The organism is Trichococcus sp., assembly GCF_049589555.1.
Classification (GTDB): domain Bacteria; phylum Bacillota; class Bacilli; order Lactobacillales; family Aerococcaceae; genus Trichococcus.
Map to the genome: position 1 here is coordinate 1 of NZ_JBAWAZ010000230.1, position 16,218 is coordinate 16,218.

The window sequence follows — 16,218 nt, forward strand, 5'->3', positions numbered from 1 at the left end:
CTGGTATGAACGCATGGAAAGCAAAAATCAGTCGCTCTATGATTTTCTGCATGAACAGATCTATCTGAACATGAAAAACACGCCGCTCAGGCAGCTGGTCCTGTTCCTCATCCGATACGTGACGGATGACGGCTATTTGGATATCAAGCTAGAAGAGGTTGCGGAGGCAACTGCGGCCGAGAAAACGGAAGTGTTGGATGCCTTGACGCTCCTACAGCAGTTGGATCCCCCCGGTGTCGGTGCCCGCGACCTGCAGGAGTTTTTGATGCTGCAGACCGAAAGGGACGAACAGTCGCCTCCGCTGGCCTACTACATACTGGAAAATTATTTCAAGGAGCTGTCCGCCTATCGCTTGGAGTCGATTAGGGACGCCGAGGAGATCGACCATGACGAACTGATCGAAATCATAACCTACATGAGCAAGCTGAAGACGAAGCTGCAGTGGGAGACCACATTCGAGGAGACGGTCTTCGTCGAACCGGACATCTATGTAGCCATAGCCGAGGACAACACACTTGACGTTTCGTTCAATCAAAGTGGCCTGCCATCGGTCGCGTTCAACGAAGACTATTACAGCGAATTGCTGGCGTTGGCGGATAAAGATATGAAACGTTATCTGGAAGAAAAAAAGAAAGAAATTTCCTGGATCCAGCAGTGTGTTCTCCAACGGACACAGAACGTCATCAAAATAACGGAAGCCATCCTGCAGCTGCAGGCAGATTATTTCTTGGAAAAAGCCTCATCGATGAAGCCTATGGCGATGAAAAACATCGCCAAAATAACGGACCTGAGCATTTCAACGGTGAGTAGGGTCGTGAACGACAAATATATGGCGACCCCGAAAGGCATCTTTGAATTGCGCTTTTTCTTCCGCAGCGGTTTTATGAAAGAGGATGACGGGGATCAGGTAGCCATCTCATCCATCGTCATCGAATCCGAAATAAAGGAAATAGTCGGCCGCGAAGAAAAGGCAAAGCCGGTTTCCGATCAGATGATTGCCGATCATTTCACCGCGCAGGGAATCGACATCTCTCGCAGGACGGTGGCGAAATATCGCATGGGCTTGGGCATACCCTCCAGTTCGAAAAGAAAAAGGACATAATTAAGGCGATTGGTGAGTGATAAGCTGACTACGGGTATCTGAGGGGGAATCCTGCATCCACAAGCGCTTTTCTCAGCTAAGGAATGTAAATGTTCGCCCGGCAGCCGCCGCCTGTCTGCGTAAGCAATACGGACGTAATGAAGAGGCCCGAGAAATATTTCTCGGGCCTCTTTGCACGCTTTAGGAGAAGCGGACTTTGTATTATCGATCTTGCGTTGCAACGGTAACCTTCTCTCAATCGGCCTTTAGCGTCCGGACCAGTTCCTTATCCGGCGTCACATAAAGGGTTTTTTGCCCTTCGTAGATGACGAAGCCGGGTTTCGCGCCGTTTGGTTTGCGGATGTTCTTGACCGCAACGTAGTCGACAGGGACGTTCGAAGAATTCTGGAACTTGGAATAATAAGCGGCCAAGGTCGCCGCTTCAAAGAGTGTCTTCTCGGAAGGGTGATTGCTTTCGATGATGACATGCGAACCGGGTATGTTTTTCGTATGCAGCCAAATATCCGATTTTTTTGCCGTCTTCAGCGTCAGCTGGTCGTTCTGCACATTGTTCTTTCCGATCAGGATGGTCGTTCCGTCCGATGACAGGAATTTGTGGGGCTTGCTGGTTTTGTGCTTTTTCTGTTTACCTTTGTACTTTTTCTTCAAATATCCGGATTCGCGCAGCTCGTCCTTTATGTCCTCCAAGTCCTGCGGGTCGGAGAGTTGGATCAGCGTTTCGATGGATTCCAAATATTCGTTCTCCGCATGGGTATGTTCGACCTGCTCATTCACGTATGCGACGGCAGTGGTGAGCTTCTGATATTTGGAAAAGTATTTTTGGGCATTCTGGGAAGGGGTCAGCGCTGGATTCAAAGCAATCGTGATCGGATTCTCATCATCGTAGAAGTTGTTGAGCGTCACTTCCATATCGCCTTTTTTCATTTGATGCAGATAGGCCGTCAAGATTTCTCCCTTGATCCGGTAGACATCAGCTTTTTCCGTCTCCAACAGCGTCTGGTCCAGCTTCTTCAGCTTCAGCTGATTCTTCTTGCGTTCCGTGTTGACGATATGGAGCAGCTCGGAAGCCACTTGGTTGATGCGGTCCCGGGATGCTTTTTCATCATAGTAGGCGTCCAACAATTCGCTGAGGCTGTCGTAATGCCTTTTCTCTCCCGGAAGACTCCGAAACGGGAAGGGGGTAAAATGTTGTTTCTTTGCGGATTCCTCGGTCAATGTAGGGATAGCTGTTTCCAGCTGTTGTTTAAATGCGAGAATCGCATCCGCTGCAGACAATCCATCCTGCTCCGTATAGTAGCTGATTTCCATTGCGGAATCGCTGCCCAAGCCCTGAAAAGCTCCCTGCAAGGATTTGAACAGCGGTAATTCATCGCTGAATGTGGCTGCGACAGATGCCAGTTCCTCCTTTTCCATCTCAAAAGGGTTCGCTTTGTCCTGATGGGGCGGCAACTGATAGGCGACGCCTGGATGCAGCGGCCGGAAACTGTTTTGGTAAAACGGCACATGCTTCAGGCAATCGATGATCATCCTGGTTTGCTTATCGATCAGGAAGATGTTGCTGTGGCGACCCATCAATTCGATGATCAATTCCATCTGGCGCTGGTCGCCGAGTTCATCGAAATTCCGGAACGAGAAAATGATGATCCGGTCGTTGCCCAATTGTTTGATGTCTTCGATGTAGGCACCCTCCAGATTTTTGCGCAGCACCATACAGAAATTGGGCGCGGAATCGGGGTTGGATAAGTTATCATTGATTACTTGTATCCGAGCGTAGGATGGGTGAGCTGACAGCAATACCCGTTTGTTTTTCCGATTGGCTCGTATGGTAAGAATAATTTCGTGCTGAAACGGCTGATAGACCTTGCTGATCCTGCCGTTTTCCAGGTCGCGGTTCAATTCCTTGACCATGGCACGTGTAAATACACCATCAAAAGACATGAGAACACCTCCTAGTACATGTCAATATACGCCTTTCATTATACCATATCATCTCCGGCGTCTGGCGTGTTTCTTCTTTGTGTCATATTATGGTGCAAAACAAAAGGGAAGGCGCACTTGGTATGTACCTGTATTGTCATTCATCGGATGGCAGATATCCAAAACGGCATGCGAAAAGGCAATGTACAGCCATAACAATAAAAATTCTCATAAACATAAGTTTTGGTAATTTTGATAATATCAGAATGAGGAAGAGATATGCGAAAATATTCGGGTTTTTACTTTTATTTTTCTAAAAAAAGAAGATTTATAAATAAACACATGTTCCGAATGAGCGGTTTCTAAAAAATTGCGACAACTATACTTCGAGTTTCTTTCGGAGCACCATGCAGACGTTCCGATGTCCTGAAAGGCAAGGGGAGTTTTTCGTTTTTTGGACATTCAAAATTCGGGAAGGGGTGGATGAAAACAAAATACTGTTAGTTTCCCAAGCGGACAATCAACATAGTTATATTATATTTGATTTTCAGAGTTTGCCAATTTTTAATAAACAACAATGCGAGTTGTGTCGGATATCTCATTCAAAAAATGTAAAGTCCTAGTGAACAGAGTGTAAAGATAGTATGATTAAATGCTTATACATAGGTATTTTCAGTGCTTTGCCCTGGGATCCTTGGTGAACGGTTCGGGAAGTTCATTCCATCAATTTTCACGACTGGAAATTATTTTAGGATGGGGATTACATGGGTCATTGCACTCGGAAATAAATAAGATAACAATTTTACATAAAAATGTTGCTTTTAAAACGACGTTGACTTATACTAAGGAAGTAATCGAAACATGGAAGCGGTTGCGACTTACTTGTCGTCGTGTGTTTTTGAATGTCAGCACCACTGTGATTGGAGCCCATCATAATGGGGGCCTGCTGTTCCTTCATGACCACTAACAGAAAGTCATCAACTTTACTTCATGCGGTGTTGCAGAAGAAAAGGATTGCGATATCCAAACTGAATCCATCGCGACAACTGAACTTGGGGCTTGTCGCTTATTAAAAAATCTCATTGCTGGGCATGGTGATGAGGATAACCTTGGGGGGATGGAGTACGTAATGGATGAATCAACAAGATTGCAAGGTATGGTGTTTTGCTCATTTTTTCGTAAACTAAATCAGCAAACGTATACTGCCATTATTCAATGCATATCCATCCTTTATTCAGCACCCTTCGATTACACGTATACGCAGAATAGGTGTAATCATTTTGAAAGCCAATGTGGACTTCCCCCGAAGTTTTTTGGGATAATCAAAGCGAAAAAGCATGATCACAGGGTAGTTCCTTGATCATGCTTTTTGTTTTGCGGAATGGAAACGGTAAGTAATATGAGAAAACCTCATCTTTTTCTAATCCTACTCTTGACTTTGTTTTTCCCATTGGTTACTATTAAATTATCAATCAAAAAGGAGCAATCAAGCATGTCTGCATATACTCGCGTTTCCAAATTGAATTTTTTCGATTGGCAAAGCCACGTGGAGTAGGTTGTTCTTTGTGACGTATTGATTGTCCGTAGATACAGCCTCAGATGAAACATCTGAACAGTATCTATGTGGATTACTAAAGATATTTAAGCCGCCACATAGACAATATCGGTCTGTGTGGCGTTTTCTGTATTCAGCCGCCATACTTGGTTCAGATGGCGGCTTTTTTATCACCTTTTTACAAAATAAGAAGCAGAAAAATTGGAGGAATCAGAAATGAAAAAATTATTCAGAGCACGCGCAAGCATTTTGACCCTTATGGCAGCGACAGTATTGATGGCATGCGGCAATTCGGATGCCAATAATTCGGACACCTCTTCGGACGGTTCCGCGGCAAGTTCCACCGACAGCATCAATCCGGATTTGCCTTACATCGGCATCATGCAATTGACGACACACCCGGCACTCGATCAGATCGGGGAAGGCATCATCGACCAGTTGGAAGAAGCAGGCTATGTGGACGGAGAAACGGCAACAATCGATTTCCAGAATGCGCAAGGCGATCAGTCCAATATGCAATCGATAGCGGAACGGTTCGTTTCGAATGATGCGGATATCATGATCGGCATCGCTACCCCTGCAGCACAAGCTTTGGCTAATGCATCCAGCGATATTCCGATCATTTTGGGAGCCATCACGGATCCGGTGGCTGCCAATCTTGTGGATTCAATGGAAAAACCGGGCGGCAACATCACCGGCGTCAGCGACAAGACTCCGGCCCGCGACCAGTTTATTTTGATTCAACAGTTGCTTCCTGATGCCAAAACAATCGGAATCCTTTACTCATCCGCAGAGGACAATTCAATCAGCTCCGCTAAAGAGGCTGAAGAAATTGCTGCTTCATTAGGCTTGAAGACAATCACAAAAACAGTCACTTCGACGAACGACATCGCCCAAGTAGCCGAAAGCCTTGCTTCTGAAGTGGATGCCATCTACGTACCGACAGACAATACCATCGCAAGCGGTCTAGCGACATTGATCCCGGTTGCGGATGCTTACAACATCCCGGTATTCCCTGCTGTGGACACGATGGTTGAAGAAGGCGGGTTGGCGACGATTGGTTTGAATCAATATGCGTTGGGTACCCAAACCGGAGCTGTGGCGGCTGATATCCTGGCAGGAGCCGATCCTGCAACTTATCCCGTACAATACGCGACAGGCATTCAACTGGTAATCAATCGAGCGAAAGCCGACCAATTGGGCATCACGATTCCCGATGATGTCGCACAAAATGCCATCTTTGTAGGAGAAGGAGAGTAGACTGAATGAACATGATTATTTCCGCCGTCTCCCAAGGGTTGCTTTGGAGTATTCTGGCACTTGGTTTATTTGTAAGTTTCCGCATTTTGGATTTGGCCGACATGACTACCGAGGGTTCGTTTCCCCTCGGTGCGGCTGTCGCTGTTCAAGCCATCACTTTAGGCGCCAATCCTTATATCGCGATTATATTTGCCATCATTGCCGGCAGTTCAGCCGGACTGATCACTGGTTTTTTGATCACAAAACTGCAGATTCCCAGCCTTTTGGCAGGAATTCTGACGATGACCGGCCTCTATTCCATCAACCTGCGCGTGATGGGGAGAGCAAACATCAGTCTGTTGGGAAAAGATACGATTTTCACCGTTTTCCAAAACATGAATCTCCCAAGACATTTCGACACGATTGCTTTGGGGATGACGGTAGTTGTCCTGATCATTGGGCTCTACGTGATCTTTTTCAAAACGGAATTCGGCCAAGCTGTCATCGCAACAGGTGACAACGAAGCGATGGCCCGCTCATTGGGTATTTCCACAAACACGATGAAAATCGTCGGCTTGATGATTTCGAACGGTATCGTCGCATTGGCCGGGTCCATCATCGCACAGGACAATGGCTACGCCGACATCAGCATGGGTATCGGAACGATCGTCATCGGTCTGGCTTCGATCATCATCGGCGAAGTATTGTTCACGAATGTCTCTTTCAAAATGCGTTTGGTTTGCCTGATGCTCGGTTCGGTCCTGTACCGTCTGATTATGGTGATGGTATTGGAAGCCGGCATGAATCCGAATGACTTCAAGTTGATTTCAGCTGTATTGTTGACCTTCTTCTTGGCGTTGCCGAAAATCAAGGAAACCTACTACATGTACTCATTGCGAAAGAAGGTGAAGCGAAATGACTAATCATGAAGCGATGTTGACGATGTCACATGTCTCCAAAACGTTCTACCCTGGTTCACCCAATCAGGTCAACGCACTGCAGGACGTCAATCTGACGGTCAGACAAGGCGATTTCATTACTTTGGTCGGAGGCAACGGAGCAGGCAAATCAACCCTGTTGAATGCCATTTCCGGAAACTTTTTGCCTGATACAGGCGATATCATCGTAAACGGACAAAACGTTACATTCCTGAAAGAAGATAAGCGCGCGCCATACATCAGTCGGGTCTTCCAGGATCCAAAAATGGGAACCGCTCCACGGATGACGGTACAGGAAAACTTATCCTTGGCATACCGCAGAGGCCAAAAACGGACGCTGCGCTTCGGGACTTCGCATGAAGAAAAAGCATTCTTCAAAGAGGAACTGAAAAAATTGGGCTTAGGCTTGGAAAATAGGATGGGATCTGATATCGGGTTGTTGTCGGGTGGTCAGAGACAAGCCATCGCTCTGCTGATGGCAACGATGAAAAGACCGGACATCCTGCTGTTGGATGAACATACGGCAGCGTTGGATCCAAAAACGGCTAAATTGGTTCTCGAATTGACGAATCAACAAGTCATCGACAATAACCTTACCAGCATCATGATCACCCACAACCTGCAGGACGCTATCCAGTACGGAAACCGCATGCTGGTGCTGCATCACGGTCAAATCATGAAGGATTATGACGCTGAAATGAAAAAAACATTGACGCCCGAAAAAATATTTGCTGAACTTCAGGAATTATCCATCCAAGACATCTTGGTCTGACAGAAAGGTAGTGATCTTTATGTGGCATCCGGGAGATGCGATCGGCTTCATCAGCTGTTCGAACGGATTGACGAATAATGATCGCTCGCTGGAAATCGTTTCGTCACTCAGCCGGAAACTCAAGCATGATTTTGGCCTTGAGACCGTCACGAGTGACGTTCTTTTCCTGGATAAAGAGACACAACAAACCGAGGCCCCTGCATCCCGTGCAGGGGCTTTATTGTCCCTTTATTCCGATGCGAGCGTAAAAGCGATATTTGACTTGTCCGGTGGGGATTTAGCCAACGAAATATTGCCTTATCTCGATTTTGAAATCATAAAAAAGAATCCCAAGCCCTACTTCGGCTACAGCGACAATACCGTGATCGTGAATGCCATCCAGGCTAAAACCGGCATCCAGAATATCCTCTTTAATCCAAAAGTGCTCGTGGGCCAGGAGGAAGGCTTACAGACTCAAGCACTCGGTGACTTGTTCAACCGAAACGATTCTGACTGGACTGAAACGTTCGAAATAGGCGGAAACAGTGCCGCTGAGCAATCTTCAGCAGTTTTTGCAGGCGGGAATCTGCGCTGCCTCCTGAAGTTGGCAGGGACCCCTTATTGGCCGGAATTGGAAAGCAAAGTGCTGGTCCTCGAATCGGCAGGCGGCAGATACGAAGCGATGTGCAGCGGGTTGGCGCAACTGGAACAGTTGGGCGCGTTCGAAAAAATCAACGGTATGCTCATCGGGCAATTCACGCAAATCGAGTTGGACGGAAAAACGGCTGTTTTTCTGGCTGTGTGCCGGGACTATGCTTCACGATACGGATTCCCGCTATGGGAAACTGCATTCATCGGACATGATAATCGCTCAAAGCCGATGCGCATCGGCTGAGGGACATGAGCCTTGCTTGATTGCTAAAAACACAACTTCCACAGAGCCAGCATTGACAAAAGTAACTGTGCGCGTTATTATTTTAGCAACAGAATGAATTTCCTTTAACGAGAGTCCAGAGAGACTACTAAGGAGCATATCAGGCGTACTGCGCCTTCATCATGACTTTATGCCCATCGTCTCTTTGACCATGGGCTTTTTTTCTGGAGATTCATCCTATCGCACAATTTAATAGCGAATGTGAGACTTTAAGGGGGTCCTGTGAGGCCCGCAAGGTCACTAGAGGGCCGCTCTGTATCCAAATCCGGGAGCGGCTGGCCTAGAACCTGAAGAGCTTACAAATTCTTCGGGTTCTTTTTGCCTCCATTCACAAAAAAACTAATTGGAGGGCTTTAAAATGATGCAGACAACAAATCAGATCGCATTAAAAAACTTTGTAAGTGTCGAGGAACTCACGAATTTGGAAATCATGTCCTTGATCCTGCGTGCATCCGAATTCAAAAACGGCGTCCAGCCTGACAGGAATTTGACTGCGGGCACCTACGCTTCGAACTTGTTTTTCGAGAACAGCACACGCACACACAAAAGTTTCGAAATGGCGGAACACAAACTAGGGATGCAAGTCATCAATTTTGACACTTCTACAAGCAGCGTCAGCAAAGGCGAAACACTATATGACACAGTCCTGACCTTGTCGGCGATCGGCGTGGATGTGGTTGTCATCCGCCACAGCGCAGAAGCCTACTACAAAGAGTTGATCGAAAGCCCGGGCATTACCGCGTCCATCGTGAATGGCGGGGACGGCGCCGGCCAGCATCCAAGCCAATGCTTGCTGGACCTGTTGACTATCTACGAAGAGTTCCATACTTTCAGCGGCGTGAAGGTGGCCATCTGCGGCGACTTGTCGCACTCGCGTGTCGCCAAAACAAACATGCAGATGCTGCAACGACTAGGAGCTACTGTGTATTTCACGGGACCTAAAGAATGGTACGATCCTACTTTTGATCAATACGGCACGCACGTGGACATTGATGATATCATCGGAGAAGTTGATGTCATGATGCTGCTCCGCGTCCAGACGGAACGCCATGGCGGGAAAGCGATGCGCTATACAAAAGCAGAATATCTCGATCAATTCGGTCTGACAGTCGCAAGGGAAGCCCTCATGAAGGAATCAGCCATCATCATGCATCCCGCTCCTGTCAATCGCGACGTGGAATTGGCGGACAGCCTAGTCGAATGCCGCCGCTCACGGATTGTGACGCAAATGAAGAATGGCGTCTTTGCAAGAATGGCCATATTGGAAGCCATCGTAAACGGAAGAACAACGAACGTATAATCATAACAATTCACCAGTGGAGGGATAACATGTCAGTTTGGATAAAAAATGCGAAAATGTTGGGTCAAAAAGAGGAACTTATTCCTGTAGAGATATATGTGAAAGACGATAAGATTGCCGCAATCGGCCAGGATCTGCAGGGGACGGCTGAGGATGCAACAGTCATCGATGCCAAGGGCGGTCTGGTCACTCCAGGATTGATCGACGTGCACGTGCACTTGCGTGAACCGGGCTTCACCTATAAAGAGACAATCGAAACAGGAACACAGGCAGCCGCTCGCGGAGGCTTCACTACTGTCTGCGCGATGCCAAACCTGAATCCAGTTCCGGATACGGCAGATAAATTCGCTGGTATCCAACAGCTGATCAAAGATACTGCCATCATCAAAGTCAAACAATACGCGCCTATCACAGAGAACTTGCGCAGCGACGTGCTGACTGATCAGAAGCAACTATTGGAAGCCGGAGCTTTCGCCTTCACTAACGACGGTGTCGGTGTCCAAACTGCCGGAACGATGTATTTGGCAATGAAGGAAGCTGCAAAGAATAACGTCGCTCTTGTTGCACATACAGAAGACGACTCCCTGTTGTTCGGAGGCGTTATGCACAAAGGCACGCGTTCCGAAGAATTGAATCTGCCCGGCATCTTGAGCGTGACGGAATCGACGCAAATCGCCCGCGACGTACTTTTGGCGGAAGCGACAGGCTGCCATTACCATGTCTGCCATGTTTCCACAAAAGAAAGTGTACGCGTCATCCGAGATGCCAAACGTGCAGGGATCCACGTCACTGCCGAAGTCGCTCCGCATCACTTGATTCTGATAGATGGTTCGATCCCAACGGACACTGCCATCTACAAAATGAACCCGCCATTGCGCGGCGCTGAAGATCGTGCAGCCTTGATCGAAGGTTTGCTGGACGGCACGATTGACTGCATCGCAACCGATCACGCTCCGCATGGCGAAGAAGAAAAGCAAGGCAGCATGGTCGGCGCTCCGTTCGGCATCGTCGGCATCGAGACGGCTTTCCAATTGATGTATTCCAACTTCGTTTTGGGTGGGGTCTTCACCTTAAAACAACTGGTCGATTGGATGACCGTCAAGCCTGCAGCGTTGTTCGGCATGGAATCCGGGACTCTGGATATCGGCTCTCAAGCGGATATCGCCATCTTCGATCTGGAGAACGAATACGAAATCCGCAGCGAAGATTTCCTTTCTAAAGCGACAAATACACCTTTCACCGGCTGGAAAGTCAAAGGCGAAACACTTTATACATTAGTGGATGGCAAGGTCGTCTACACAAAATAAATGCAAGACCCGGAGTAAGCAGCGAATTGCAATTCGTTGCTTATTTCTTTATAATGACTAGGCAGAATTATGAATGGATAGGTGAAAAAATGACGAAACATTTAAAGAACATGTTATTGGTCATCGTTGCGGTCACAATAACCGCTATCGGGGCGAGCTTCACAGTGAAAGCCAACGTCGGCGTGGGTGCCTACGAAGCCCTTAACATGAGCATCAACCAACTTTCCGGCATCAAAATCGGAACGCTGGCGATCATATTGAATATCATATGTGTAGCGATACAATGGCTTTTGATGAAAAAAGATTTTCCACTCAGACAATTGTTTCAAATTCCTGTCACATTGATCCTTGGCCAAGTGATGAACCTGATGCTTTATACGGTATTTTCCGGTTTGACGATCGACCAGTACTGGGTGAAAATCGCGATGGTCATTTTAGGGGGCATCATAGCCTCAATCGGGGTCGGATCGATGATGGCTTTGAATTACATCAATATGCCTTTAGAGGGCGCTTGTATGGCCTTCAGTAACCGATTCGGCTTCAACTTCGGGAAAGTGCGCCAAATAGTCGATGTGTTGTTGATCGCAGCCGCTTTGTTGATTGCTTTTTCAACCGACACAGCCATCACCGTACGCGAAGGAACCATAATCAGCATGCTTTTCTTCCCGCCAAGCATGAATTTCGTTTATGAGAAAATCAAAGCCTCGGCCGCCGCGCAGGAACTTTCCATCGACATGGATTGATTCCCCACATAGTGAACCACTAGATATGGTTTGTTTTTTAATTTAAAATACTGTATGATGTATCCATAAGCTTTATTCGAAAAGGAATTTTTTATCGGATAACCAATGGAGGGAACCGTCATGTCTAACAAAAATGTCACAGTATACACGAAACCGAATTGCATGCAGTGCAATTTCACAAAGAAATTTTTGGATGATAACAGCATCCGTTATGAAATCAAGGACATCCAGGAATCCGAAGCGGCCTTGGCCGAAGTCAAAGAGTTGGGTTTCCAATCTTTACCTGTAGTCGTCTTTGATGGGGTTGAGCCGTTTTTCGGTTTCAGACCTGATTTGCTTGAACAATTGATCACCGCATAACAGGAGTATCCAAAACAGCACCAGATTGTCCTTTAAGGGGCATCAGGTGCTGTTTTTTTCTGCTAATTGTGGTGAATCATGTTAAGATAGAGAAAACAATCAACAATTGCTGTGGCAAGAAAGGGGACTAATTAAAATGACAAAATCGTTATACCATACGGAAATCATCAATGACGAAGGATTGAACGGGACCGTTTCTGTTTCGGATGGGGATTCCCTGCAGACATCTGATCCACTGAAGGATTTAGCCGGCTTCAATCCGGAACAATTATTCGGGTTATCATGGGCGACTTGCCTGAATGCGACCATCGAAGCCCTGCTTAAGGCGAGGAAAGCCGAGGCGAGAAGCAAAGCGGAAGTCCATGTCGATTTCTGCAGGGAAGAGGACGGCAAAGGCTTTTATTTCGATTTGAAGGCCTTTATTTCGGTTGAAGGCATGGAATTGGCGGACGTCGAGAAACTTGCGCAATCAGCCCACAAACGCTGTCCTGTTTCAAAAATCATCGGCGACTACAATCACATCACTTTGGAAGTTGTCACATACGCGGAATAACAGCTTCAAATCGGCTGCTTCAATTAACAGCTAATCCGTATCACTTTGCAACAGTCTATTTTATGCTAAAATAGTGGAAAGCAGAAAAGGTGGCGTAGCATATGTTAAAAGATTTCGATTTTGACAAAAAAGACACGACATTATCCGGCACAAAAAGGTCCGAACTCGGCATTGAACTGGCCGCTTTGCAAAGAAAACTAGTAAACAGCGACTCATCCATGCTGATCATAGTCGATGGCTGGGAATCCTCAGGCAAAGGGCATGTACTAAAGGATTTGACAAAGGAATTGGACCCGCGTTATTTCGAAGTAAGCGTCTTCGATGATGCTTTGGACGACTATGAAGAGCGCCCCTTTTTGTGGCGCTTTGCGAGGGATTTGCCCGGAAAAGGCAGGATAGCCTTTTTTGATCGCAGTTTCTATTCTGAACTCATGAACGATCTGAAGGTGAAGGATGAACGCTTGGAACATCACCTTGGCTATATCAGTTTTCTGGAGCGGATGCTGGATGCCGACAACACAATCGTCCTGAAACTGTTTCTGCACCACTCGGAAAACACGATGGAAAAACGAATCGAGAAGTTAAAAGACGATCCATACAGAGAATTCCTGATAACGAAAGACGATGAAAAACAACTCAAAAAATACAATAAATATCTGAAGCACTTCGACAAAATATTGGAAATGACAAATTTCGAAGCGTCACCATGGCACGTGATTTCCTCAGAAGACCTGAAAGACGCTTCCCGAGAAGCGCTAAACATCGCGAGCAGCACTTTGAAGAGCCACCTTGAGCAATCTTCACAACAACCGCCGGCTCCGATCCGTTCCATTTTGAAGGAAAAGCCATTGGCCAAAATCGATTTGAAAGTTGCCATAACGGAAGAAGAATATGAAGCCCAGCTGGAGAAACTGCAGGAAGAAGCGGGGGAATTGGTCTACGAAATGTGGTTGAAAAAGATCCCGTGTGTCCTTGTGTTCGAAGGGACGGATGCAGCAGGCAAGGGCGGCGCAATCAGCCGCTTGACAAGGTTGGTCGATCCCCGCAGTTATGATGTCGCCACCACTGCGGCACCTACGGAAAACGAGAGCCGCTATAATTATCTTTGGCGCTTCTATCAGACTTTCCCGGTCAAAGGGAAAATGACCATCTATGACAGAAGTTGGTACGGCCGCGTGCTGGTGGAACGGGTGGAAGGCTTCACGCCGGAACACCGATGGGCCGCTGCCTACGAAGAAATCAACGAAATGGAACACAACTTGGTCCACGATGGCTTGTTGATCATCAAATTCTTGATCGTGATAGACAAAGAAGAGCAAAAACAACGCTTTAAAGACCGGGAAAACGATCCTGAGAAAAACTACAAGCTGACCGATGAAGATTGGCGGAACCACGAAAAATTTGGGCAATACGAAGAAGCGATGAACGAGATGGTCGCCAGAACGGACACGAAAGATGCTCCGTGGATCATTGTCGAAGGGAACCAGAAAGAATATGCCCGGATCAAAGTGTTGAAGGAATTCATCAGCCGGGCAAGAGCCTTCATCGCTAGCTATGAGGGCAAAAAGCAAGAAAAATAGTCGAATGTAAGCGGGGCGTATAATTTGTTGACAAATAAGAAAGTAACCATCTATGTAACGGGCGGCATTGCCGTCTATAAAGCAGCCGATCTCGTCAGAAAATTCATTAAAGCGGGCGCCGAAGTTAAAGTGGCGATGACCGCTTCCGCTCAGGAATTCGTCACTCCGTTGACATTCCAGGTATTGAGCAAGCACGACGTCTACACAGACACCTTCGATGAAAAAGACGCGCAGTTCGTCAGCCATATCCATTTGGCTGACTGGACCGAGCTTGCCGTCATAGCACCGGCAACAGCCAACATCATCGCTAAAATGGCGAACGGTATTGCCGATGATTTCGTGTCGACTGCGCTATTGGCGACAACGGCTCCGCGCTTGATCGTGCCTGCCATGAATCAGCATATGCTGGAGAACCCGGCTACAGTCCGGAATATGGAAGCACTGAAAAGTTACGGCTATGAGATCATGGAACCTGACACGGGCTTTTTGGCTGAAGGATACGAAGGCAAAGGGCGCATGCCTGAACCGGATAAAATTGTTGAAGCGGCGCAGCTGGTCGTCTTGAATAATGCCAAAGAACTGCCTTTGAAAGGCAAAAAAGTGCTCATCACGGCAGGAGGAACAAAAGAGCGCATAGACCCGGTCAGATTCATCACCAATGATTCTTCCGGTAAAATGGGCTACAGTTTGGCGAAAGCTGCCCGTGATTTAGGCGCTGAAGTGACTTTGGTCACCGCTACGAATCTGTTGCCGATTCCTTTTGGGATCGAACCAATATCCGTACAATCGTCCAAAGAGATGGAAACGGCAGTTTTAGATAAATTTCACAATGTCGATATGGTCATCATGGCAGCGGCTGTATCTGACTACAGGCCCAAAACGCAAGCAACAGTCAAAATCAAGAAAACAAACGAGGATATGAATTTGGTTTTGGAGAAAACAACGGATATCTTGGCTGAGCTCGGAAAAAGAAAAACGGGCCAATTTTTGATCGGTTTTGCGGCTGAAACAAATGATGTCGAACATTATGCAATGGACAAGCTGAAACGCAAAAACGCGGACATGATTGTAGCGAATGACGTTTCGAAAGAATATGCAGGTTTCAACAAAGATACAAATGAAGTAATCATTTATCAAGTTGACAAAGAACCGATCCAAATTTCAGTGAGATCAAAAGACTTGATTGCTGAAGAAATCTTGTATGCAGCCATCGAATCAATGCATGATGAAGTTGGCACGGAATAAGTTAAAATGACGAATAAATAACAAAATATAGCAAATTTGCGATAATAGTGAATATTTCGCAATTTTGCTATTTTTGTATGGTGTGGGCAGGAAGAATTTGATTATTGCGGTTTCTGATAACTTTTATATTTATCTTTGTATAATATATATTATGTAAACTAGAATATAGAATTTTTCTGTATAGGATTCTGAACGGTCATAATCCCCCCGTTTTTCAGGTTTTTGTAGGTTCAAATTCGGCTCAGGTTATCTACTGACAATTATTAGCAACAAAGGCATTATTTTTCATATTCATCCGTTGGATTCGTTGCTTCAGGGTTAATCAAGTCATAAATGCTGGCAATCCAACAAAATAATTAGTTGGACGGTCAGCCATTACAAGCATTTATTTATGGATTAGATTGACATGGATGGACATAATCAGGTCGCTGCAGATAATTATTGTTGAAGGGCCAGCTGATTAAAGTTATTGAGCCGCGATTGAAGGAATCTTATGGCACAGGAAGGTTTGCATTGATATTTGGGTCATTTGACGCGACTAATGAAATTTTTCATATAAACTGGCCTAGTATAGTCCTGAAATAAAAATAGGCTTATCTGAGCTGCACGGACGGGATTAAATCCCGCCCGAATCACAGATAAGCCTGATCAAGCAATTATAGTTGTTAGTCGAAATATTCAAAAAGCTTTTCTT

At 46.4% G+C, this 16,218-nt stretch carries 13 protein-coding genes; 12 read left to right on the plus strand and 1 reads right to left on the minus strand.

The annotated features are described in order from the left end of the window. Positions 1–1,102, plus strand: a 1,102-nt coding sequence (rpoN, locus tag WBV27_RS08625; protein WP_424201214.1) for an RNA polymerase factor sigma-54, incomplete at its 5' end; no start/stop codon positions are given. Between the two features lie 234 nt (positions 1,103–1,336). Here the strand turns inward: rpoN and WBV27_RS08630 are convergent. Then, positions 1,337–3,040 (minus strand): NFACT RNA binding domain-containing protein, encoded by a 1,704-nt coding sequence (locus tag WBV27_RS08630; RefSeq protein ID WP_424201216.1) that lies wholly within the window; start codon positions 3,038–3,040, stop codon positions 1,337–1,339. A 1,750-nt stretch (positions 3,041–4,790) separates the two neighbouring features. Between WBV27_RS08630 and trpX the strand changes: the two genes are divergently transcribed. The 11 genes from trpX to coaBC all read left to right on the plus strand — a co-directional run bounded on the left by trpX (position 4,791) and on the right by coaBC (position 15,524). After that, complete coding sequence (trpX, locus tag WBV27_RS08635) at positions 4,791–5,834, plus strand: tryptophan ABC transporter substrate-binding protein (protein ID WP_424201218.1); 1,044 nt, start codon at positions 4,791–4,793, stop codon at positions 5,832–5,834. A gap of 5 nt (positions 5,835–5,839) precedes the next feature. Continuing rightward, positions 5,840–6,736, plus strand: coding sequence for an ABC transporter permease (locus WBV27_RS08640; RefSeq protein WP_424201220.1), 897 nt, complete (start codon positions 5,840–5,842; stop codon positions 6,734–6,736). Continuing rightward, positions 6,729–7,523, plus strand: coding sequence for an ABC transporter ATP-binding protein (locus WBV27_RS08645; protein ID WP_424201222.1), 795 nt, complete (start codon positions 6,729–6,731; stop codon positions 7,521–7,523). Before WBV27_RS08640 ends, WBV27_RS08645 begins: the two co-directional genes overlap by 8 nt. A gap of 19 nt (positions 7,524–7,542) precedes the next feature. Beyond that, positions 7,543–8,397 carry an LD-carboxypeptidase gene (locus WBV27_RS08650; RefSeq protein ID WP_424201224.1) on the plus strand — a complete coding sequence of 285 codons (855 nt, stop codon included), beginning with the start codon at positions 7,543–7,545 and terminating at the stop codon, positions 8,395–8,397. Positions 8,398–8,794: 397 nt separating this feature from the next. Continuing rightward, the gene (locus WBV27_RS08655) at positions 8,795–9,736 is read left to right on the plus strand and encodes an aspartate carbamoyltransferase catalytic subunit (RefSeq protein WP_424201226.1); all 942 of its coding nucleotides are present in this window, start codon (positions 8,795–8,797) and stop codon (positions 9,734–9,736) included. Positions 9,737–9,765: 29 nt separating this feature from the next. Further along, positions 9,766–11,043 carry a dihydroorotase gene (locus WBV27_RS08660; protein WP_424201228.1) on the plus strand — a complete coding sequence of 426 codons (1,278 nt, stop codon included), beginning with the start codon at positions 9,766–9,768 and terminating at the stop codon, positions 11,041–11,043. Between the two features lie 89 nt (positions 11,044–11,132). After that, entirely contained in the window at positions 11,133–11,786 is a 654-nt protein-coding gene (locus WBV27_RS08665; protein ID WP_424201230.1) for a YczE/YyaS/YitT family protein, read from the plus strand. A 120-nt stretch (positions 11,787–11,906) separates the two neighbouring features. Next, a complete protein-coding gene (gene nrdH / locus WBV27_RS08670; protein WP_086941426.1) occupies positions 11,907–12,146 on the plus strand; it encodes a glutaredoxin-like protein NrdH in 240 nt (79 codons plus the stop codon). Between the two features lie 136 nt (positions 12,147–12,282). After that, on the plus strand, positions 12,283–12,699 hold the full coding sequence (locus tag WBV27_RS08675) for an OsmC family protein (protein ID WP_424201232.1): 417 nt from the start codon (positions 12,283–12,285) through the stop codon (positions 12,697–12,699). A 101-nt stretch (positions 12,700–12,800) separates the two neighbouring features. Beyond that, positions 12,801–14,279, plus strand: coding sequence for a phosphate:AMP phosphotransferase (locus WBV27_RS08680; RefSeq protein WP_424201234.1), 1,479 nt, complete (start codon positions 12,801–12,803; stop codon positions 14,277–14,279). A gap of 24 nt (positions 14,280–14,303) precedes the next feature. Continuing rightward, a complete protein-coding gene (gene coaBC, locus WBV27_RS08685) occupies positions 14,304–15,524 on the plus strand; it encodes a bifunctional phosphopantothenoylcysteine decarboxylase/phosphopantothenate--cysteine ligase CoaBC (RefSeq protein WP_424201236.1) in 1,221 nt (406 codons plus the stop codon). Positions 15,525–16,218 lie beyond the last annotated feature (694 nt).